Source organism: Bacteroides sp. PHL 2737 (assembly GCF_004115325.2).
GTDB lineage: Bacteria > Bacteroidota > Bacteroidia > Bacteroidales > Bacteroidaceae > Bacteroides > Bacteroides hominis.
Genome location: NZ_CP040630.1, coordinates 1,065,274 through 1,086,686 on the forward strand (window position 1 = coordinate 1,065,274; position 21,413 = coordinate 1,086,686).

Here is a 21,413-nt window from a genome sequence, read left to right on the forward strand (position 1 = left end):
TCTTCTCTTTTCTTTTGTTGTTTCATGTAGGGGGTACTGCGTTGTCATCGGTGGAAACGTGCTTGCCGTTCCTGTTCGGGTTCTTCTCTTCTGGCCGGCTCTTCGTGAACTGATTCTTGCAGCCTGATCTTTGCCAAGAGCTGTTCGTTCCAGTCCTTATAGCCTTTTTCAGCGGGCTCGTACACAATAAGGTCGGTGCTGTCCTCGCCGGGAGCGGGAAGATTACGGATCGCATCCTCTATGGCCATGATATTTTGTCTCATGCCCTCCAGTGTTTCCTCACTGGCCGAACCCTCGGCAAGGGCTATCTCGTACTCGTCTTGGCACACCATGCTCATCTCCTGCAAATATCCGTCGCCGATTGTCCGATAGTCGAGCGTACCATCTTCCCGATAGATTTCTTTGGGACGTAAAAGCGTGCCGATTATCCTGTGAAAGTCGAAGGGTTCGAGTTTTATTTCGTAGTTCTGGTTCTCCTCGCCACTGATACGGACCAGCAGTTTGTCGTCTTTCGTCACGTTGCTGGTGAATGTCTTGCCCGCCTGGGTGAGCGCGAAGTTGATGGCGAAGATCTGTCCGGCACGGTCCTGGTCGAAGCAGAGATGGTGGTAAGCGCGTGGAGTGGCCTTTATCATGGCTTTGAACTGCTGTTGGCTCGGTGCCCCGCCGGTAGAAACGAACACTCCCTTTCGCAGTTCCTTGTCCCATTTCTGGTTAAGCTGGTAATAAGCCATCGCGTCGTAGGCACTCTCGAACCAATAGATACGCTTAGCTTCCGCAAGTGGGGTTTGGGCAGGGCTGGCAATCCACAGCCCCTCGCTCGAATTGCTGCCCTCGGCCTTGCCTTTGTAGCTGCCGCTTCCGTCCATTCTTGCACGTCCCCGTTCCTCGAAGCCCACGACCGTGCCGTCGCCTTTGGGCAAGGTCAGCGGAAAAGCGAGATTGGTGTATGCCGCACCGTCCTCACGGTGTTTCGTCGCCAGACAGAAGTGGCGGTGGAAGGCGTACTGGGTGTAGAGGTCGATACCCCGGCTCTTGAAATAAGGATAGAACTTCTTCTGTGTCTCCCGGTCCTGCGGGTTGAACTTGTACAGGTCGTAGTTCGCGATGTCGAACGGGCGGATGTCCCGCTTGGGCTGTATAATCCGCGTTGTCCGGTCCTCGATGGGATGGTTCAGCAGCCGGTTGCACACGAGGTTCACCAGTCGGTCGGGAGACATGCCCGCACGGTATTCAGCGAAAAACTGCGGGTGCGCCTTGATGAACGAGATGATGTTATAGACTTTCTGCTGCTGTGCTTGGAAGCAGCACTTTCCCTGTTGCGTCACGATGAACTTGTCGCCACGGATACGCCGTCCCTCGCTGTCCAGACGGACATACGAGGGATAGCGCAGGCCGTCGCGCCGGTTCAGGTGGTAGCCCGCGTCAATCAGCACGTCCTGAATGTTCAGCCTTTGCAGGAAGTCGTCGTAGGTAAGGTCTCCTTCTCTCATAATTGTCTTTATCTCCCTCTTCTCATATCGTTAATATCCTGATTCATCTGTGCCTCGAAATTGCGTATAGCCACGTCCCTCGGCGTATCGACACCGGGCTTGAAATACGGACGCGGCTCGCCTCCGAAACGCTCACCGTAGAACTCCGGACCGTGATGATGATGCCGCAGGCCGTGGACGACACCCGCCGTGACGACCGTTCCTGCCGCAAGGGCGGCGAAAATCTTCACGCCGAGACCGCGCTGTGCTTCCGGCCGCATCTTCATGTCCACCTCGCTGAATATTTTCGAAAAGATTTTCATGCGGTGGTAGTCATCGACCGCAAGGAATTTGTCGTAATCCTTCTGGCTGATCTCGTGGCTGATGACCTGCCCGTCGATGACGGCCGTCATCTTGTACTTGCCCTCTATGGGGGACGGGTGTACGGCTATCTCGCCGACCTCGACCTCCCTGCCGTGCCGTTCTTCTCGGTACCAGCCCTTGCGCTCGTCAAGGACGGAAATATCCCGTCCATCGACGGAAGCAGCCGCACCATACGGCATCTCCTGCCGGAGCTGGTTTTCCAGTGGGGAGAGGATTTCCTGCTCCTGTTGCTGACGCTGCGTCAGTTCCTCCTGTACTTCGGGGTGCAGACCAAGGGCGATACGTTGTTTGCTGTCGAGGTCCGCCATCGTTACCTTGTCGGCAAAATCCGCCCCGATAACCCCGTTCAGGACTTCCAGCCGCTTCTCGACCGGTTGTTCCTCGATGGAGTTGGAGGTCAGGACGGCCGTTTCTTCTTCCGTCAGGTCATAGACCAGATCGGCGGTCACCTTTTCGGACTGTACGGTCAGTGTCCGTGCCTCCTTATCGACGATAAGGCCGTGGGAGGCAAGACATTCCTGCCATTTCTCGTTGGAAAAATAGACAGGAGAGCTTATCAGTTCCTTGTAGGTACGGGCCGGTTCCGTGCTGCGCGGACGGCTGACCAGCGGCGTGATGACCGTCTGCAGGTTTTGCAGGACGTCGGCCTGTTGTGCCGGTTGCACCGGTTGTCCGGCCTTGTATTTGTAATAGAAGCCGTAGCCGCCCGACTGCAATTCGCCCGGCTTCATGCGTCCGTCCCACCGTTCAGGGACAACGGGCGGTCCCGGATAGAACAGTTGGCCGCCGACCCGCCGCAGATGGAAGCCCCACTGGTGGCGTGGCGTCCAGCCGAGAAACGGGGGCGGCATACCCAACCGTCCCACATGCCCGTATTCGCCGATACCGATACGGTAGCCGTGCAGCCCCATAGCGACACGACCGTTGGCATTGCGGGCATGGACGAAGTTCTTGGGCATATAAAAGTCTTTCCCTACAATGCTCGTGAACACGTTGTAGGCTTTCTTGTTGGCCGAGTTTGTTCCCCAGTCCGTCAGGGCCAACATCTGACGCTCGGTAAGGTCGTAGGTCAGCAGCGGCGAATCGTGGCCCTGCACCACGAGCCGGTAGCCCGTGCCGTCGCTGACCACGTGGGCCTGCATACCGTTACGCCTCAATATGTCCTGCATTTCGGGTTGCAGGTCCATCATTCGGGGGTTGGTATTCTTTCGTATCGCCATAATCCGTTGTTAAAAAGGGTTTCCGTTATGCATCTCCGTTCTCCATCGCCGCCTCCAGTTGCTCGTCCTTGTAGTGGACGAACTCGGCGGCGGATTCGTTGCCCGCCATAAGGCTGTGCTCCTTGCAATAGCGGGCATATTCCTCCTGCCATTCGGGCGAGAAATGATTCACATAGTCGAGCCAGCCGTATTCGCCGCGCTCCATCTTCTCGATAAGTACCTCTTCGGAATAATATTGGTGTTCTGCCATATTCGCTGGATGTTAAGATATTATTTGTGAACTCCCGCCGCACGGTTACGCTCGGCGCTTTTCTTCTGTTCGTTCCACAGTTCTTCGGTATATTCCTCTTCGGGAACATAGTCGAGGTTGCCGTCATCGTCCATCACCCAGCAGCCGTACACGCCGAAAGTGTACTTGTCCCACTCGCGTTTGGGCTGTTCTTTCCATTTCTGGCTGTCGCCCGAACAGAAGCGGATGCCGGTCTTGTCATGCAGGTCGATGCCCACCGTGACGGGTTCATCGTCCACGACCAGTGTCAGCGGTTCGCCGTTCTGCATACTGTTTACCTCCATTGTACCGAGGTGCATTATGTCGGCCAGCACTTGCAGGTTGCGCCCGATAATCGGCGTGGGGATATACATCACCTGCTTCGTTTCCTCGTCTATCTGCACGAATGCCTTGCTGTGCCGTCCGTCTGCCGTCTCCACATCGGCAAGAATCGCCTTGCCTGCGAGCAGTTGTTTCTGTTGCGCCTCGTCGTAGCGTTCCAGTGGCGAGGATTCCAGGACGGGATAAAATACCACGTCCGACAGACCGTCATCTCTACGGACAAGGGCGAAGCGGCTGCGGCTTTCGATTAGTTCTCCCTTCTCGTCACGGACACGGACCGGAAGCACGGGAGAGTGTCTGCCGTCGCAAATCTCATCGAGGACACGCATCGGCAAGTCCTCGATCATCTCCTGTGTAAGCCCGAATCGGGCCAGTGTCGGATAGGGCAATTCAATTAGTTCAAATCGTACTACATTCATATTTAATTTTGTATTTTGAATTACACTTTGCAAAGATAGATTCTTTTCATTCCCTTGTATATAATAGAATAATATTAGTGTATTAAGAGAGTTTATTTTTATGTTCAGAGTATGATTTTGCGCATAAATTCATACTCTGAATGCTTTTTTTGTTGTACTTTGGTCGAAAAAGGCCGTGGAAACGGGACATCTTGGGCAGGGCTGGTTATATTTGCCGCATGAGAAAGAAACTACTGGTTTTGATGGCGGGTGCTGCAAGTATCGCAGGCCCCGTTCAAGCACAATTCAATACGGTCTCGACCGTGCCGTCCCGATACAGGGTTGAAGTCGTTTCTGCCGGTAGGGATAATGTGGCGACCTTGCCCGGAAACATGCTTTCCGTCCAAGACTCCTTACCGTCGGCAGGAGACGCCGCCCCGGCATTGCCCGCCGACACCTGCAAACACGTATGGATAGAGCGTTACCTTAGCGTAAGCTATCCGCTGCACCGGATGAAAATCAACTCGCTTTATGGGTATCGGAAAGATCCTTTTACCGGAAAAAAGAAGTTTCACAACGGAATCGACCTCCACGCACGGGGCGACGAGGTGATGGCCATGATGGCGGGAGTGGTAGTGAAAGTCGGGCAGGACAAATCCTCCGGCAAGTATGTGACCTTACGGCATGGAGACTACACGGTCAGCTATTGCCACCTGTCGCGTATCCTTACCCGGAAAGGGGCTGCTATCGGGCCGAGGGATGTCGTCGGTATTACCGGTTCTACAGGACGCAGCACCAGCGAACACCTGCATATTTCCTGCAAGCTCGATGGAAAAAGTGTCGATCCGTTAATGGTACTGGATTACATCAAGTCCATACGCGAAGAGTGCGTGGCGGCACTGGCCGAATCCAGAGAGGCCCCCGCATTAAGTCCTGCGGGTGGAAAACACAGATGATTCCGTTTATTTTTGTTAATCATTTCACGGGAATGGTAAAAAAATGCCTTTATGCTTACCTTTGCAAGGCAAAATTAAGGTATGAAAGGATTCGTTGCTGTTCTATCGTTGGTGCTGCTGGCCTTGGTATGCAATTCCGGGGCGCTGCATGTTCCGGCGGCCGGTGTGGCGGCTGCGCAGGAATGTTGTGTCCGAAATACGGACAACGCCTCTTTTCAGCAATTCCATGACAGAGACTCTATCCGGCAAAAAAAGGACAGCGACATAACAGGCATAATCGGGGAAATCCCCGATGTGGCTTGCCGTGCCGGCGCATCGGTAAAGGGGATGCATCTTCGGTACATATCTGTGGAAACGGCCCATTTTCTCCGAATTTTACAGCGGTATCTCATTTGCCGCATGAACAACCTGACCTATTGTTGTACCCTCGTGCATGACTCTTCCCGTAGCCCGAACTGGGATAATGCCTGCGAGCATTATATCTTCGGGATGAGACGGATTCTGATTTAGCGGTTTGTTTTTTTATCGTTTATACTGACGGTTACACTTGGCTGAAAAGCGGGGTGTGGCTGTTCGTCGTGAGTATATCTTATTATTGAACAATCAGCAAAAATAAAATTTTCAATCCGTATGAATCAAAACATTTCTGCTGCCGAAACCCTGTTTTCCGCAGCGCATCCCGATATAAAGAAGATTACCAATATTTCGGCTCTTATTCTTTCCCTCCTTTTTTGTGCGGTGGGACTGTGCCTTCTGTTTTTCTCGTCGAAAGTGGAAGATTCCTCTTCCGCGTCAGGTCCTGTCCTGCTGGTCGGCGGAATCGCCTTTCTGGTGGCCGGAGGTATTCGCCTGATGATAAGAAAAAGGAGTCTGATATACGTTCCGACCGGCAGTTTGGTGAAAAAAGGTTCTTGTTTCTTCGATGCGGGCGACCTCTCTGTATTGGGGCGGTTGCTGGAGGAGAAGACTTTTGACGGCAAGGCAGAGGTACTGCCGAAGAAGGACGGCGGTGTGCGGATGGACTACATGGTTTCGCAGGACGGTAACTTCGCTGCCGTCCAGTTGCTGAAGTATGTTCCTTACGCTTACGAACCGGCATCTTCCGTACTCCATTATACGGGAGAAGAGGCCAGCGCTTTCGTGAATGCTTTGCGGGTCGGCCGATTCTGATTCTGGAAGGGAAACGGTAACAGTTTCCGCAATTTGGCTCGTCCGGCAGCCGGTTCTATAAAAGAACGGTTGCCGGATTTGTTTTTATTGTGGACTGGGGTTTGTTTCTTTGGAAGGCTTTCATTTGCACGACAAATGTCCGGTTCATACATGACGCCATGCTCTGGAAAAGACCCGGTTGTACGGCAGGTTTTCTTGTACTCTGTATCGTTCCGACCATTTTTTATATGTTGAAGGTTAAAGTAATGAGTTATTATATATACCGATTGTTTGGTATTGGCACGGCTGGTAAAAGCTTGTAATTTTGTACCCGTTTTTCATTTCTTTTAAAAACTATAAAAAAATAACGGGTAATTGTGCGTATATCTGTTCTCGGACTGATACTTATGTTCCTGTTTCCGATAACTCTATTTGCCCAACAGAGGGTGGATGTGACCGGAAAGACCCTTGTCGTTTCCAACAATGGAGAAGGACAAGAGGTGTTGCCCTATACCAATATCTTGGTACTCGAAGCCGGGGATTCCACCCTTGTAAAAGGGGTGATGAGTGATGCCGGCGGGAATTTCCGTCTTAGCTTCCATGCAAAGAAAGAATCGCCTTACCTGCTGAAAGTTTCTTATATAGGTATGAAGCCGGAGTTTCGTGCATTAAATACAGGCAAGACGAAAATCCATGTCGGAAACATTGTCTTGACAGAAGGTCTTGAACTGTCCGAAGTGGTGGTCACGGCTCCCATAAAGGAGGTGGAACTGGTGGGCGACACTACCGTCATCAATGCCGATGCCTACCGGATTCCCGAAGGCTCGAACTTGGAAGAGCTGGTAAAAAAGATACCGGGCTTGGAATATGACAGGCAAAACAAAACCTTGGTTTATAATGGGCTTCCCATTGCGGAAATCAATGTTAACGGGGAAGCGTTCTTTGCAGGAAACCATGCGCTGGCTTTGGAAAATCTGCCCGCCGATTTGGTAAGCAGGATAAAAGTGTATGACAAGCGTAGCGAAATGGAGAAATTCATGGGGATAAAAACAGGGGAAGAAAACTATGTGCTCGACCTGCAAACCAAGAAGGAGTTCAACGGTACACTGATGACTTCCGTAGCCGCAGGCAAGGGTAACAACAAGAAAAAAGAAGCGGAACTAATCAGCAATTTCTTCAAAACCGGCGGGGAAAACCTGTCGGTAATCGCCAAAAGCGGCAACCGCAACATGACATCCGCAAACAAAGACAACCGCCAAGACAATGTAGCGGTGAACTTCCTGAAAAAGTTCGGAAAGAAGATACACCTTAACGGGAATGTCATGTACAGCAATGCTATCAATGGGAACGAGGGGACATCTTACTACGAGCAATACCTGAAAACGGGGAACCGCTACCGCTATGCGACCAGCGACCGCCACAACACCAACCGCATGGCAAGCACCATGCTAAGCATGAAATGGAATATCGATAAGATGACCTTGCTGAACCTTTCAGGCAGCTTTAGTGCGATGAAAGGGACAAACGGGAGTGACAGCCGGCAGGCGACCTACAATGAAAATCCAGAATTGGATATCACAGCACCGTTCAATGGGGAAGAAAACGGCCAAACGGAAAACGATATCCGGGTGAATGGCATCCGCATGAACTCCCGTTCAACAAGCGCCAACCGGCAGTATTTCCTGAACGCCGACCTCACCCGACGGCTGAACGAGAAAGGCAGCAGTTTGGGGCTAACCATGCAATACTCGGAGGGGAGAGGAAAGAACGAGGCGTTTTCCGTGTCCTCCACCACCTATTACCAATTGCAGGATGAGTGGGGTAACGATTCCGTCCTCTACCGTAATCAATATTATGACAGCCCAAACAGAAACCGCAAATTCAGCTTGGGACTGATACTGACACAGCCACTACACAAGAGCCTGCGGGCACAACTTTCGTATAAATTCAGACGGGAAAACCAAAACAACGACCGCAATACCTACGACCTGTCCCGCTTTTTCGACGGTACGGACGATGAACCCTTGTACACCCTGCCGGAAGGCTACGAGGCAGCCTATACCGACAGCCTGAGCAACAGAAGCCGAAGCCACACGACAGCGCATGAAGTGGCCCTCCACCTTAACTATACGGACAGAACTTGGGAAATCAACGCTGGCCTGTCCGTCGTTCCCGAACGGCAGAGTCTCGACCAGAAGACCGGGCGGATGCAAGCCGACACGCTGAGAACCTCCGTGAACTACTACCCGGCTGTTACCGTCTTGTGGCACAAAAAGAAAACACGGGTGCAACTAAGTTACGAGGGAGACACGAAACAGCCGGGACTGACCGAACTGCTGACACTGACCGACAACAGCGATCCGCTGAACATTACACGGGGAAATCCCAGCCTGCGCCCTTCGTACAACCAAAGGGTGCGCTTAGAAGCACGAGACACGAAGATAGGTTTGAACGGAGACATGACTTGGGCGAACACGGTGAACAGTGTGACACGGGCTGTGACGTACAATACCCAAACAGGCGGTATAGAAAGCTATCCCGTGAATGTGAACGGGAATTGGAACGCAAGAGCCACCGTGCGATACCAGAAGCGCATCAAACGCCGATTTTCCGTTACCGCACGTACCGGCGCTTCGTTCAGCCAGAACGTAAGCCTTATCAACGAGGGACAGCAGGAGATGCCGGAGCGCAGTACGACCCACAACACGACACTGAATGCCAACCTGCGTTTTGGCTACCAGCCCCAATGGGGAGGTTTCGACCTGACGGGTGACTGGCGTTTCCGCCACTCCACCAACCTTTTGCGCGAAACCGGCGATTACACCCGCGACTACCGCTTGGGGGTGAACGCCTACGCCGACCTGCCCGGCGGCATTCAGTTGCGGAGCGATGTCGATTATTCTTTCCGCAACGGGACGAACATCACCCCCGGCGAAGATGACCAGGTAGTGTGGAACGCCTCCCTTTCTTGGCGTTTCCTCAAACAGAAGAAGGCGGAACTGTCATTCTACTGGGCGGACATCCTTAGCCAGAAAAAGAACTTTACCCGCAGCGTCTCTTCCTCCGGATTGTCGGAGAGACACACGCAGCAGATAGGTAGTTGGTTCATGCTCTCCTTCAAGTACCGTTTTAACAAACAATTATAAAGCAGGAGCGAAGTTTATATTTTTTTAGTTAATGAGTGGTGATTTGCTTCTAATTATATACCAATTTTTAGGTATTGTGCTCTGAGTAAACTCGTTATAATTTTGCACCCCGAAATAATAATAACGAAATAATAAAATCACAGAAAGATGAAAAGAAACAATTTGCATGTCGGTTTGATGGCATTCGCAATGCTGCTGATAGGGGCATCGTGCAGCGATGACGACAACACCCTCTCATACAGCACGGGTGCCGTGCAGAATACCGAATTGAAAACCATTCTTGTTCAAAGAGGCTACACATTCAACGAGGACGGCAATCTGTTGCTTGATGATTTGGCTAACAATACGACGACGCTTGACCTCTCCGGAACGCAGATTTCCACAGACGCACTGGCAGAACTTTCCATGTTCCCTAACTTGACTGATGTGGATCTGTCGGACAATGGTTACGGCCCGGCGTTCGACTTTGCCAAATTGCCGGAACAAATCACCGGAATAGACCTGACGGGTAATGAAATCTACGACTATGATAATCTTGTGAGTGTCGTAGTGGAAGAAAACGGTGATGAAACTGTGACTAACCTGCACGAAATTACCAAACTTTACCTTCCGGAAACCGCTAAAGAGAATATCGAAGATCTCGTGCGTTTCTACCGCCAAAACAAGGAAGCCATCACCGCCGGCACCATTGATATGAAGATGACTGATGTCGACGGCAATCTGCAAACTTATACCACCCTGCGCGACGTGCCCGACGCAAACCTGCTCACTTATTTGCAGACAAATTTTGCCGATCTGTTTAACGGCGACCAAATAGACCTTAGCAAACATTTGGGACTCGACCAGAAAACAAAGGAACTGCTTGTTGCTCCTGCTGATAATGTTACCAACTTTGAGGGTATTCAGTTTCTGGTGGAGAATCCTTATTGGGAAGGTGCTAAAATCAGCCTTTATTCTGCCGGAGAAGAAAGTATAGCTTCTATGCCCAATATAAAAGTAGGGAAATTCATAACCCAAGTCATCCTGCAAAATATAGAAGTGGAAGATATCGACTTATCCAATGCTACAGATTTGCGAAGTGCTTGGGTCCAAAATAACCCGGCATTGCAGAAGTTAGATTTGAGTTATTCCACTATTTGGGGTCAAGGAGATAAAGAAACGGAAGGCAATGGTACGTATGGCAGTAGTCTGATGGTTCTGGGATGTCCTATACTGAAAGAAATCAAATTGCCCGAAAAAAATGAATTGAAAGCCTACAGAATTGATATTGAATGCTTGGACGCATTGGAAACATTTGACATGTCGAATGTCAAGATGGTAGCAGAACTCAGTATAGGTGATTTGAATAAAGACTTTAATCTGGTTTATCCGGAACTGACCATTTTCTATAGTGAAGATGGATATGCCGGTACTTATTTCGCTTGTTCAGAGAACACTTTCTATAGAGAATCAACCCAAGCATTCCTGAAAGCAAATTATACAGACATTGACCCAGACGATACGGTCAGAAGGTTAGGTTATACTTCTTCTTTATCGTATGATAAAAACAAAGGATGCCGTTGGAGGACTTTATTGAACAAACAAAAATAAAGTGTAATTATTTTTTTATTAAACTTTAATTATAAAAACGATGCGAAAATTTTTCTTAGGAGCTGCCCTTGTTGCAGCAAGTTTCGGAATGGCACAGTCTGCTGACGCTGCCACAGTGATGGATGTAGATGGTGTAAGTACCGTATTGGCAATCAGCGATTACGAAGGTACTTATAACGGTACAATGGATCAAATCAAAATGAGAGGAGAAGATTATGAGCCACGTGCTGCATCTTATACTCTTGAAAATGGTATTTTGAGTTGCGATTTTCCGCAGATCGGAAGTATGCCGGGGAATATCACTATCGAGTTGGAAGTAGAAGTAGATGAAGAAACCGGTGAAATTACAGCTTTCAAAGGTGATAAAGCAGGAACTTTGACCATTTTAGGCATGGATTTAGTAACATTGAAGTTAGATTCTTTGACTGATGCCAAAGTTACAGGCAACACTATCGAGTTTACTCTGGCAGTATCCGGTAAGTTCTTAGGTGCAGATTTCCCTGCATCCGTACACTTTGTTGGAACAAAATAATTCGTCATTATTTTGTCAAGCAACGAAATTAAATTCAGAAAGAGTAAGGAGAAAGCTGTCAAACGGCTTTCTCTTAGCTCTTTTTTTGTGTGTTACTAAGAAAAAATTATCACAATATATTCACCTCACCCAATGGGGAAGACACCATTATCCTGTCAGCAAGGCTGCTATGCCGCTAAAAACACTTCCGGTATGCAACCGACGGCGAGGAAACAAAATTATCCAAACCGCCTGAACCGCTTCTGAAGCCTACATGCGGTACACATCAAAGACAGACTTTGCCATCGGAAAAAGCCTGCCTTTAATCATGTAAAAACCATGACTTTACATACCCTTTGCGGAATACACGCAGGCAAGGGTAATGAACAGGAAACAATTATGGATTACAAAACAAGTAAATTATATAAGCAAAATGAAAAAGTTATACTTTTTATTCAGCCTTCTTATGGCAACAGTAATCGGATTAAGTTCGTGTGAAAGTGACGATTCACTTACCAATGAGCCACCTGCACAGGAATATATTGATAAGGCGAAGGAAATCCTTGTAGGAGACCTCGTGCTCTCAACCCGTGCTACAATGAGCGGTGTGGACAAGACGCTGTTGGAAAGCGGTTGCCCCACCAAATTCAACTTTTCTTGGCGGGAAGACGGCACGATGGTGCTCGACCTGAGCGACTTCACCGTGGGCGCCATGCCCTTCGCCATCACCTTCCGCTGTGCAACGAAGTTTATGCAACTCAACAGTTGGGAAAAGGATGAATACCCCGGCAGCGGTTGGGTGAAGTTCGTGGGAACGGACGGAAATGTCACCACGAGCGGCGATGACGCTGCGGACAACCAGGAAGGGAGCGGCGCCCGTGTAGATGGTTTCCTGAACGTGGACACCAAGCAAGTGGAGTTCATCGTGGACTACAACATGATGAACGTGCGCACCGAAACCTTCCTGCAAGAAATCGACAAGAGCCGTATCGACCGCTTTGAAGAAGAATTTGCCCAGTACGAAAAAGACTTGGAAGAAGCCAAGAAAGAACAGGGCAAGGCTTGACCTTTCGATTGCAGGAAAGAAGGAAAGACCGTAAGACACACGGCTTTCCCTCTTTTTTGTGTAGAATAACATGTTTTGATGATAGACAGATGAAAAGAATAACAGCCATCTTATTTTGTGTCTTACTGGCATGTATGAATGCCCAGGCACAACGTAAAGTAAAGCTCAAAGTTCTGGAGAAAGGGACGGAACAGCCGGTCATCGCGGCCACTGTGGTCTATGCCGATAACGAAGCGTTGCAAAACCTGCAGGGGAGCGTCACGAATGTGGACGGGCTGGCGGAACTGAAAATCCCCTCCAAGAAAACGTATTATTACAAAATATCCTATGTCGGTTTTGTTCCGGCAACAGGAAAGATAGAAGCGACCGAAACCGAGAAGACCGTCTATCTGGAAGAGGATCATTTGGGACTGAACGAGGTAGTCGTCACCGGTTCGCGTACAGCGCGACCCATCAAGATGTCGCCCGTTACGACGCAAGTCTTGGGCGGCAAGCAGTTGGTCGAAGCCGGATACAGCAACCTGCAACAGGCATTGCAGCAGGAAACTCCCGGTCTGAATATCCAGAAGGTGGGCTTCGGAAACGAAATCTCCATGCAGGGGCTCGACGCCCGCCACGTGCTGTTCCTGATGGACGGCGAGCGCATGACGGGCGACATGGCCGGGAATCTCGACTACGAGCGTTTCAACCTGCACGCCATCGACCGTATCGAGATTGTAAAAGGAGCCAGCAGTACGCTGTACGGCTCGCGTGCCGCCGGTGCGGTAATCAACCTTATCACGAAGAAAACGACCAAACCGCTTTCCATCGACGCAGGTGTGCGCTACGGACAGATGAACGAGCGCAATTACAAGAATCCGCAACCGAAGGATTTTTTGTATATGTTCGAGAAGAATGCCGACCGCCCCAACCTGCAAGGCTGGGTATCTGCCGGATTCAAGGCGGGGAAAGTAACCTCGCAGACCGACGCATGGTACAGTTCCTCGGATGCGTTCTACATGTATCAGGCGGAGAATGACAAGAAGGTCTACACGCAGGAGGCCAATCCCTTCCTTCCGCACGACATCACCGTGGTCAACTCGTCCTCACGTCCGCCGATGGGCATCGAGGGCAAGGAGCATATCACGGTTTCCCAAAAACTGTATTACGACCCGACCGATGACCTCTCGGTCTTGGTTTACGGGAGCACCTTCTTCATGAACACGTATGACCTGATACAGGACATGACTTTCAGCCAGGCGCGTGACTGGACGGCGGGAGCCAAGCTGACCTACCACGTGAAGGACTGGTTCAGCGTTACGGGTAGCCTTCATGCCGACTTTTACGACCGCTTCAAGCGGCACGAGCGCATCGACACGCGCAACAAGGACTACGAGAGTAGCATCTGGCAGCCGCGCCTGACCATCACGAGCAACTACTTCGACGGGCACAGCCTGATCTTCGGTGTGGAACATACGTCGGACGAACTGACCTCCGACCGTTTCTCCGGCAATGCCAACCACGATCTGAAAACCCGCGCCTTGAAAGAAACGGAGTATTTCTTGCAGGACGAGTGGACCATCAACCCCAAGTGGATGGTATCTGCCGGACTGCGTACCAACTTCTCGAAGGCGTTCGGTTTCATGGGGATGCCCAAGATTGCCGCCAAGTATTCGCCCAACGAACGGTGGAGCATCCGCGCCAACTATTCGATGGGATACCGTTCTCCGAGTATCAAGGAACTCTTCTTCAACTGGGACCATTTGGGCATGTTCATGATCCGCGGAAACGAGAACATGCAACCGGAAAAGAACAATTATTTCTCGCTGGGAGCCGAGTACAGCAACGACCGCCTGTTCCTGTCCGGTACGGCCTACGGCAACTATTTCCGTGATAAAATCGAGGGCGTATGGCGCATCTACGACATGCAGTACAACTTCGAGTACACCAATTTGAGCAAGCAACGCCTTCTGGGGCTGGAAGCCTTGCTGCGCTGGCACGTGCTGGACTGCCTGACGCTGAACGGGACGTACAGCTTCGTGAACGTGAGCAAGAACGAGGGCATACAGGTGAACACCACCTCTCCCCATGCCGCCACGGCCAGTCTGGACTACAAGTTCACGAAGAAGAACTACCGGTTGAACGCCGTGTTCAGCGCCTCGTACATGGGACGCAAGAAGTTCGACGTGCAGGACCGCGTGTTCGTGGAAGAGGACAACAAGAGCTATGACGCCTACTTCCGTTGCGACCTGCCGCAATACGTGCTGTGCAACCTGTCGGTGTCGCAGACCTTCTACAATAAGGTAAAACTGACGCTCGGTGTGGACAACATCTTCAACTACGTGCCGAAAACCCTCGGTTCGGGCATCACGATGTTCAACGTGCCCGCCACGCCGGGAACACGCGGATGGGTGCAGTTGGAATTTATGCTGGACGATGTGATTAACTCTTTAAGGAAAAAGAAATGATTAAATATACGACAATGAAACGTATGGGATTATTCAAAACGGTAAGCCTCCTGCTGGGCTGTCTCACGATGTTCTCCTGCGTGGACTATGACGACATACAGCCCTTTACGGGCAAGACGCTGCCCCGCAAGTCGGGCTATTCCACAGGGGTGACGAACGACTGGATATACTTCAACCTCCGCACGGGAGAGTCATTCAACACTTACACCGTGAACAAGGACATCAAGGAAGGCGAACAAATCAACCGCACGGACTGGGATCTGGCTTTCTGCGGCTATACCATGCGTACCAATTCGGGTACGAGCGGCATCGGTCAGGGCGGTGCCGCCGACTTGGGCTATGGCGGTTACGATGACTGGACGAGCGTTTCACAACTGCCTTCCGACTTGGAATGGGTCGTTGACACGGACGACGTGCGCGTCACCATGTCGCAGAACGACTGGAACCATTACCTTGTGGAAAACAATCTGGACTTCGATGCCAACCCGTGGTTCGACCCCAACAACGGTCCTGCCACGACCGAGACCAATGCCAACCCGCTGCTGTCGCAGGCCATGAGCTTCTCCGGGCCTCCCCCCACATACACCCCTTCGTTCCACACGTATGTGGTGCGTACCGCCGACGGAGAGAGGTACTTCAAGATACAGATTATCAGTTGGTACGATGCCAACGTGGAAATCGGTGATGAAGGCGGGAGAATCAGTTACTATTGCGACGAATTGAAATGACGGAAAGTATGATGGGACAATTCGTGCGCTTTATGCGCTTCTGCAACCGGCGGTGGGTGAAATGGCCGACAGTTATCGTCTTCCTGACGGCGATAACGGTCGCCCACTTCGTCATGGCAGACAAGTACGGGGACAGCCCCAATGCTCCCACTTGGGAGTTTACAATTACGCTGCACGCCGCCATGCTGGTTGCTGCGGCAATTATTATAGTATTCTACAAGAAACGTATCAAACGTAAATTAATGGAATATGGAAAAGACTAACGTAACGACCACTGAAACAACAAATGTAACACCTCCTGCCGCCAAACGGCGCTATTGGTGGAAAGCCATCGCTTCTTTCCTCATGGTATTGTTTACCATGCCTTTGGGGCACGGGCTGATGATTATCATGGAGCATCTGATGAGCGAGACCGTTCTGCACTATTCGGCCTTTGTCATGGGCGCGGTAGGTATGGCGATGGTGATTGTCGGCGTATTCGCCAAAGGAGATACGCGCCAAACACTCTGGGGATTCTTCGGCGGTCTGCTCTTCTGGACAGGCTGGGTGGAATTTCTCTTCATGTATTTTGCCAACCGTTTCGGCACGCAGCCGGAACTCGACCCTGTGACGGGTGAAATCGTAACCCGTCCCGAATATCTCATACTGCCCGCCTCGTTCGGTTTTTGGATGATGATTATGGTAATGTACCTGTTCAGTACAAAGAACGGATGCAACTTCATCAACTGGTGGCAACGGTTGCTCTTCCGTGGTAAGAAGAACGACATCGCCGCCCGCCCCATGACGCGCCACACGAGTATCGTCACATTCATGGAACTGATGATGTTGCTGTGGACTTCCTACCTGTTGCTGATGTTCTGCTACGATGATGTATTCCTGGGCGAGAATCATCCGGTGACACTGTTGGTGGGGGTCGGATGCTTTATCGGCTCGTTCTTTATCTTCGCCAAACAGTTGCGCCTTTCTGCGTGGGGGGCCAACATCCGTATGGCAATCGCTACCGTTATCGTGTTCTGGACACCGATTGAGATCCTTGGCCGTATGGATTTGTTGAGCGAGATATGGGTAGACCCTATGGGGCATAAGACGGAAATGATTATCATACTGGCAGCGTTCCTTGTACTGGCTGTTTACCTGTGGTATATGGGTGCGAAGAAAAAGAATGCCGTTTCCCAATAAAGAAAACCGGATATGGCAGCAACAAAAGAGAGAAAAAGGCACTGGCTTAAAGCGTTTGTCTCCATCGCTGTGACATTGGTTGCCATGCCGCTGACACACATCCTGGCACGTGCGCTGAAAGACGGTACGGCGGGGGTGGAACAGTTCTATGCCGGTATGGGAATGGGGCTGTTCGGTTTGCTGATGGTCATTATCGGTGTATTCATAAAAGGCGACGTCAAACAAACGCTGTTGGGTTTGTTCGGCGGTATGTTTTACTGGATGGGCGCCATCGACTTCCTGTTTATGTACTATGCCAACCGTTTCGGCACGCAGGCGCAGCTCGACCCGGTAACGGGCGAGATTGTCAGCCGGCCGGAATACCTGATACTTCCGTCCACATTCGGGTTCTGGGCCATGACGATGATGCTGTACCTGTTCTGCACTGCCAACGGCTGCAATTTCCTGAACTGGTGGCAGCGCTTGTTCTTCGGCAAGCACAAGAAGGAAATCGCCGCACGCCCCATGACACGCCATACCAGCATTGTCGCTTTTATGGAAGTCATTACCATGCTGTGGACGTGCTACTTGGTGCTGATGTTCTGCTACGATGAGCGTTTTTTTGGTGACCATCATCCGGTGACATTGCTTGTCGGGATGCTGGGCTTCATCGGTTCGCTGTTCATGTTCGCCAAGCTGTTGCGTTATGCTTCGTGGGGCATGAGCCTGCGTTTCGGTTTCGCCACCGTAATTATCTTCTGGATCGCGGTAGAGGTCTTCGACCGGATTCACCTGCTGAACGGGCTATGGGCAAATCCACAAGGACATGTGCAGGAAATCGCGTTGATTCTGGTTTCGTTTGCAGTAACCGGGCTTTATCTCGCTTGTGACAGACGAAAGAAAACTGCGGATGTAAAACGACAATAAAAGATAAATCATGAAACGGATAACTTGGAGGAAACATCATAAATGGTTCGGGGTGCTGTTCTGCTTCTTCATGCTCATGTTCTGTTGGAGCGGTATTGTGCTGAATCATCGTGAAGCGGTGGCCGACATCAACGTCAGCCGGAAGTGGCTGCCTGCGGGTTATCGTTTCGAAGCATGGAACGGCGGGCTGCTGAGGGGAACGCTGCGCTATACGGACAAGGATTCCGTGGCTCATATACTGGCCTATGGTGCAGCCGGGGTATGGCGCACGGACACTGCCGCCTCGGCTTTTGCGGACTTCAACGAAGGACTTTCCCAAGGGGCGGACTACCGTAGCATGAAAGGCATAGTGCAAACACCCGACGGTACGCTGTATGCCGCCGGCCAGTTCGGCCTGTACCGCCACGACGGAACGGCTTGGATAGAAATCCCCCTGCCTTTGGACGAGGGAGAACGTCTTTCGGACATCACCGTCCGGGGCGACACGCTGGTAGTTGCCGGACGTTCGTACCTCTATCTCTCCACGTCTTCTCACGCCGGATTTCGGAAAATACAGGTGAAAGTTCCCGACGGTTACGAGCCGAAGGTGACGCTTTTCCGCACGGTGTGGATGTTGCATAGCGGGGAGTTGTTCGGCACGGCAGGCAAGCTGGTTGTGGATGCGGTGGCTGTTGTGCTGGTTCTCCTGTGCCTCACGGGGCTTGCCTACTGGCTGCTGCCCAAGGACATGCGCCGCCGCCACCGCCACGGGCGGCACACGGAAGGCGAAGCCCGATGGACACGCCTCTCCCTGCTGTGGCACGACAAGCTGGGACGCACCACTATCATACTGACCCTCTTGGTGGCCGTTACGGGCTGGTGTCTCCGTCCACCCGTCATGATACCGTTGGCTCTGACTAAGACACCCGCTCTGCCCGGCACTTCCTTAGACAGCCCTAATCCTTGGCACGACAAGCTGCGCATGGTGCGCTATGACGATATGTGCGGTGACTGGCTGCTCTCCACTTCCGAAGGTTTTTATTCGCTGGCTTCACCGGATGCCGTTCCCGTGAAGGTGGAGGAAGCTCCCCCGGTCAGTGTCATGGGGCTGAATGTCTGGCAAAAGGATAAGCAGGGGAACTGGCTGGCCGGTTCGTTCAGCGGCCTGTTCGTTTGGGACAGACAGCAGGGCTGGGTAACGGACTACTTCACGGGAGAAGAAGCCGAAGATACAGCCGGTCCTCCTTTCGGCAAGTTTGCCGTTTCGGGTTACAGTGCGGATTTCAAGGGAAAGGAATGCGTGGTGGAATATTACGAGGGAACGGATGCACTTGTCCAGCCCGGCGAACTCTCCACACAACCCATGTCGCTTTGGAACTTCGCTTTGGAAGTACACAGCGGACGGGTGTTCATAGGCAGCGTGGCTACTTACGTGTTTGTCTTCCTCGTGGGAGGAGGATGCGTATGGTGTCTGTGGACAGGATATAGGGTGAGAAAAGGAAACAAGTAATAAAACTTGTTTTTAAGAAAGTCTCTTGGAGATTGAGCACACCCGATTCTACACAAAATGCGATGGCATACGGCAGAACGCCCTGTTTATTTTCATGCAGGACCGGAGAGATAAAACGGCATTTGAAAGAAACGGATTGCCAGTTGAAAATTTGGGAGGCTTTGTTCAAGATTCCATTGGTTGGAATGACCGCATACGGAGACATCGCCTCTTTGCGCATAAAAAGTGAGGTTGTGCCGGTTTGAAGTGAACAACCTCACTTTTTATAATTTGGGGCAGCGATTGTTTAACATCCTCCGCAACATCCGCCTCTTCTGTGTTTCTTGTGATGACGATGATAATCGCAGCAACGACCTTCATGATCACAATCTACGCAACTTCTGCATTCTTCATTCTTGCGACAACCTCTGCATTCCGAGCAGTCCGTATCGCATTTACACTTGCGGCAGGTACAGTCCTCGCAACAACATTCTATTTTCACTGTTTCCTTTTCTTTTTTGTCCTTTTGTGCAAACAGGGTCACACAGCAGGCTGAAAAAACGAGGACACAAGTCAATACGATTTTCTTCATAAATTATAATGTTTTAATGTAATGACTAAAAATACTTGTCCCTATTATTCTTGGTTTTTCGGGAAAATTAAAATTACGTTTCCAAAAATAGAGATATAATTCAATAATCACAAATCACTTATAATAAATGATGTGAAAAATGAGATTCCATTCAAAATATGAATTAAGAGAAATCTTTCCGCAAGTACACCATGTCGGTAAGCAGCTTTCCATCCTCATAAATCGGATGATCGTAATTATCCGTGAAGAAATTTTTCAGTCGGTGTGAGATACGAAAGCCGCAATGTTCGTAGAAAGAGAGTGTAGATGGCGTATCTCCCGTACCGACAAGCATGACGGAACATCTGCCCTGATAGTATCCAAAGAGATAATCAACCAGCCGTTTTCCGTATCCTTTGCGTTGGGAGGAGGGACAAACGGCTATGTTTTTTATTTCGTAAATACCCTCTCCTTCACACGTCACTACAGAGATAGCCTTCAGACCGTCATCATAGAGGGCAAACATCTCACCTCGTTCCAGATATTTGTCTATCATGCTTTCTTGTTCATCTGCCAACAACAGCAAATCCAAGAATTGTTTCTTGTTAGAAGTAATAAGTTTTATTTCCATGTCATATATTCTTTTTCCAATGTTCCAAAACCGTTTCCAAGTGTTCAAGTCCCCTTTCTACCACCCCTTGATAAAAAGGATAAGGCTTTTTCCCGATGATGTTCAAACGAATTTCAACAATAGTCATTCTTTCATTTCGTCAGTTCCTTGATTTTGTTCACGATGCAGCCACCCCACACGTGCGCCTTTATCAGAAGCAGAGGCGGCCGGGTAACGGTTTTTCCATAGAAGATGGCCGCCACCACCTTGCCGCCGCACCTTTCTATCTCCTCCTTGTAGTCGGCCATACTCTGTCCGCTTGTCAGCACGTCGTCCACGATGATAATCTGTTTCCCTTCGATATTCCCCGTGATACGGTAGTTCCTTTCGAGGATACGGTTTTCGCCGCCTTTCGCCTCGTGCAAGCTGTCGCGTGACTCGAACACATCGACATCATATAAGCCCGAACTTAGGTCCGGCCGGTGGGTTGTGATGTACCAGTCGAGCCGTTTGAATCGCCGGGCATACTTGAACTCGTCGCTGCACGGCATAAACAGGATGTGGTAAGGGGCATCGGCCAAATTCAAGACGGACATGCACGCCTTAAAAAACTCGATACCGTGATTTTCGCCCTCTTTGAACTGGTAGAGGGAACAGCAGAACGCCCGCTGTTCATCGTCGATCAGGTCGGCGTACCGTGAAGGATAGTAATACCCATAGAAAGCGACTTTTATTCCGTGCGATTTGAACGGCTTGAGCGGCTGATGGTCCTCGAAAAAGTCCGAACGGGCGAAACAGAACATGAGGCAGGCTTCCCGATGGCCCGCCAGTACCGCCAGACGGCAATAACGGTCGCGCTCTTTGGCGGTAGCGGCGTGCTGCTGCGAACGCAGCAGCTGCAGTCTTCCGTCGCCAGAAACCGGCAAGATACGACAGCAGGACTGCAAGGCCGCACAAAACCATGAACCAGAGCTTTGCTTCCATATTCATTGGGATAAGGTT

19 protein-coding genes and 1 pseudogene are annotated in these 21,413 nt (G+C 50.8%); 13 read left to right on the plus strand and 7 right to left on the minus strand.

The annotated features are described in order from the left end of the window. Positions 1-44: 44 nt before the first annotated feature. Genes DBK98_RS04490 through DBK98_RS04505 form a run of 4 tightly spaced genes read right to left on the minus strand, consistent with a single transcriptional unit; the run spans position 45 to position 4,105 of the window. Positions 45-1,493 (minus strand): toprim domain-containing protein, encoded by a 1,449-nt coding sequence (locus tag DBK98_RS04490; RefSeq protein ID WP_007567554.1) that lies wholly within the window; start codon positions 1,491-1,493, stop codon positions 45-47. 8 nt (positions 1,494-1,501) lie between these two features. Continuing rightward, positions 1,502-3,076: a hypothetical protein gene (locus tag DBK98_RS04495; RefSeq protein ID WP_007567553.1), complete on the minus strand. Its 1,575-nt coding sequence runs from the start codon at positions 3,074-3,076 to the stop codon at positions 1,502-1,504. A gap of 25 nt (positions 3,077-3,101) precedes the next feature. After that, the gene (locus DBK98_RS04500; protein WP_007567552.1) at positions 3,102-3,326 is read right to left on the minus strand and encodes a hypothetical protein; all 225 of its coding nucleotides are present in this window, start codon (positions 3,324-3,326) and stop codon (positions 3,102-3,104) included. A 20-nt stretch (positions 3,327-3,346) separates the two neighbouring features. Further along, complete coding sequence (locus DBK98_RS04505) at positions 3,347-4,105, minus strand: DUF4099 domain-containing protein (protein WP_007567550.1); 759 nt, start codon at positions 4,103-4,105, stop codon at positions 3,347-3,349. Between the two features lie 140 nt (positions 4,106-4,245). On the opposite strand from DBK98_RS04505, the gene DBK98_RS04510 reads away from it, so the two are divergent. The 13 genes from DBK98_RS04510 to DBK98_RS04570 all read left to right on the plus strand — a co-directional run bounded on the left by DBK98_RS04510 (position 4,246) and on the right by DBK98_RS04570 (position 19,251). Then, positions 4,246-5,040, plus strand: coding sequence for a M23 family metallopeptidase (locus tag DBK98_RS04510; protein WP_007567541.1), 795 nt, complete (start codon positions 4,246-4,248; stop codon positions 5,038-5,040). Between the two features lie 81 nt (positions 5,041-5,121). Further along, on the plus strand, positions 5,122-5,550 hold the full coding sequence (locus tag DBK98_RS04515; RefSeq protein WP_007567540.1) for a hypothetical protein: 429 nt from the start codon (positions 5,122-5,124) through the stop codon (positions 5,548-5,550). 120 nt (positions 5,551-5,670) lie between these two features. Continuing rightward, entirely contained in the window at positions 5,671-6,210 is a 540-nt protein-coding gene (locus DBK98_RS04520) for a hypothetical protein (RefSeq protein WP_007567538.1), read from the plus strand. A 386-nt stretch (positions 6,211-6,596) separates the two neighbouring features. Then, positions 6,597-9,335 (plus strand): outer membrane beta-barrel protein, encoded by a 2,739-nt coding sequence (locus DBK98_RS04525; RefSeq protein WP_007567535.1) that lies wholly within the window; start codon positions 6,597-6,599, stop codon positions 9,333-9,335. A gap of 147 nt (positions 9,336-9,482) precedes the next feature. After that, positions 9,483-10,925 (plus strand): hypothetical protein, encoded by a 1,443-nt coding sequence (locus DBK98_RS04530; RefSeq protein ID WP_007569382.1) that lies wholly within the window; start codon positions 9,483-9,485, stop codon positions 10,923-10,925. Positions 10,926-10,965: 40 nt separating this feature from the next. Then, positions 10,966-11,457 (plus strand): hypothetical protein, encoded by a 492-nt coding sequence (locus DBK98_RS04535; RefSeq protein WP_007569380.1) that lies wholly within the window; start codon positions 10,966-10,968, stop codon positions 11,455-11,457. A gap of 412 nt (positions 11,458-11,869) precedes the next feature. Continuing rightward, on the plus strand, positions 11,870-12,502 hold the full coding sequence (locus DBK98_RS04540) for a DUF4903 family protein (protein WP_044301994.1): 633 nt from the start codon (positions 11,870-11,872) through the stop codon (positions 12,500-12,502). Positions 12,503-12,591: 89 nt separating this feature from the next. After that, complete coding sequence (locus DBK98_RS04545) at positions 12,592-14,949, plus strand: TonB-dependent receptor (RefSeq protein ID WP_008655042.1); 2,358 nt, start codon at positions 12,592-12,594, stop codon at positions 14,947-14,949. A 14-nt stretch (positions 14,950-14,963) separates the two neighbouring features. Further along, entirely contained in the window at positions 14,964-15,677 is a 714-nt protein-coding gene (locus DBK98_RS04550) for an HmuY family protein (protein WP_008655044.1), read from the plus strand. A gap of 8 nt (positions 15,678-15,685) precedes the next feature. After that, on the plus strand, positions 15,686-15,940 hold the full coding sequence (locus DBK98_RS04555) for a hypothetical protein (protein WP_225719307.1): 255 nt from the start codon (positions 15,686-15,688) through the stop codon (positions 15,938-15,940). Beyond that, a complete protein-coding gene (locus DBK98_RS04560) occupies positions 15,927-16,856 on the plus strand; it encodes a hypothetical protein (RefSeq protein ID WP_007569373.1) in 930 nt (309 codons plus the stop codon). Before DBK98_RS04555 ends, DBK98_RS04560 begins: the two co-directional genes overlap by 14 nt. Positions 16,857-16,868: 12 nt before the next feature. Next, positions 16,869-17,762, plus strand: coding sequence for a hypothetical protein (locus DBK98_RS04565; RefSeq protein WP_007569372.1), 894 nt, complete (start codon positions 16,869-16,871; stop codon positions 17,760-17,762). Positions 17,763-17,772: 10 nt separating this feature from the next. Continuing rightward, complete coding sequence (locus DBK98_RS04570; RefSeq protein ID WP_128900002.1) at positions 17,773-19,251, plus strand: PepSY domain-containing protein; 1,479 nt, start codon at positions 17,773-17,775, stop codon at positions 19,249-19,251. Between the two features lie 286 nt (positions 19,252-19,537). On the opposite strand, the gene DBK98_RS04575 is transcribed toward DBK98_RS04570, so the two are convergent. The 3 genes and pseudogenes from DBK98_RS04575 to DBK98_RS04585 form a co-directional block, all read right to left on the minus strand. Then, positions 19,538-19,822, minus strand: a complete 285-nt coding sequence (locus DBK98_RS04575) for a hypothetical protein (RefSeq protein ID WP_164932424.1) — start codon at positions 19,820-19,822, stop codon at positions 19,538-19,540. Positions 19,823-19,985: 163 nt separating this feature from the next. After that, positions 19,986-20,432: an N-acetyltransferase gene (locus DBK98_RS04580; RefSeq protein WP_007569366.1), complete on the minus strand. Its 447-nt coding sequence runs from the start codon at positions 20,430-20,432 to the stop codon at positions 19,986-19,988. 131 nt (positions 20,433-20,563) lie between these two features. Beyond that, a pseudogene (locus tag DBK98_RS04585) lies at positions 20,564-21,395 on the minus strand (phosphoribosyltransferase family protein). Between the last annotated feature and the right edge of the window lie 18 nt (positions 21,396-21,413).

Coding starts and splice junctions, on each gene's coding strand:
- DBK98_RS04565 (WP_007569372.1), top strand. CDS start 16,869: ATGGCAGCAACAAAAGAGAGAAAAAGGCACTGGCTTAAAGCGTTTGTC.
- DBK98_RS04525 (WP_007567535.1), top strand. CDS start 6,597: ATGTTCCTGTTTCCGATAACTCTATTTGCCCAACAGAGGGTGGATGTG.
- DBK98_RS04555 (WP_225719307.1), top strand. CDS start 15,686: ATGATGGGACAATTCGTGCGCTTTATGCGCTTCTGCAACCGGCGGTGG.
- DBK98_RS04550 (WP_008655044.1), top strand. CDS start 14,964: ATGAAACGTATGGGATTATTCAAAACGGTAAGCCTCCTGCTGGGCTGT.
- DBK98_RS04530 (WP_007569382.1), top strand. CDS start 9,483: ATGAAAAGAAACAATTTGCATGTCGGTTTGATGGCATTCGCAATGCTG.
- DBK98_RS04510 (WP_007567541.1), top strand. CDS start 4,246: ATGCTTTTTTTGTTGTACTTTGGTCGAAAAAGGCCGTGGAAACGGGAC.
- DBK98_RS04535 (WP_007569380.1), top strand. CDS start 10,966: ATGCGAAAATTTTTCTTAGGAGCTGCCCTTGTTGCAGCAAGTTTCGGA.
- DBK98_RS04540 (WP_044301994.1), top strand. CDS start 11,870: ATGAAAAAGTTATACTTTTTATTCAGCCTTCTTATGGCAACAGTAATC.
- DBK98_RS04505 (WP_007567550.1), bottom strand. CDS start 4,105: ATGAATGTAGTACGATTTGAACTAATTGAATTGCCCTATCCGACACTG.
- DBK98_RS04570 (WP_128900002.1), top strand. CDS start 17,773: ATGAAACGGATAACTTGGAGGAAACATCATAAATGGTTCGGGGTGCTG.
- DBK98_RS04560 (WP_007569373.1), top strand. CDS start 15,927: ATGGAAAAGACTAACGTAACGACCACTGAAACAACAAATGTAACACCT.
- DBK98_RS04515 (WP_007567540.1), top strand. CDS start 5,122: ATGAAAGGATTCGTTGCTGTTCTATCGTTGGTGCTGCTGGCCTTGGTA.
- DBK98_RS04495 (WP_007567553.1), bottom strand. CDS start 3,076: ATGGCGATACGAAAGAATACCAACCCCCGAATGATGGACCTGCAACCC.
- DBK98_RS04580 (WP_007569366.1), bottom strand. CDS start 20,432: ATGGAAATAAAACTTATTACTTCTAACAAGAAACAATTCTTGGATTTG.
- DBK98_RS04490 (WP_007567554.1), bottom strand. CDS start 1,493: ATGAGAGAAGGAGACCTTACCTACGACGACTTCCTGCAAAGGCTGAAC.
- DBK98_RS04575 (WP_164932424.1), bottom strand. CDS start 19,822: ATGAAGAAAATCGTATTGACTTGTGTCCTCGTTTTTTCAGCCTGCTGT.
- DBK98_RS04545 (WP_008655042.1), top strand. CDS start 12,592: ATGAAAAGAATAACAGCCATCTTATTTTGTGTCTTACTGGCATGTATG.
- DBK98_RS04520 (WP_007567538.1), top strand. CDS start 5,671: ATGAATCAAAACATTTCTGCTGCCGAAACCCTGTTTTCCGCAGCGCAT.
- DBK98_RS04500 (WP_007567552.1), bottom strand. CDS start 3,326: ATGGCAGAACACCAATATTATTCCGAAGAGGTACTTATCGAGAAGATG.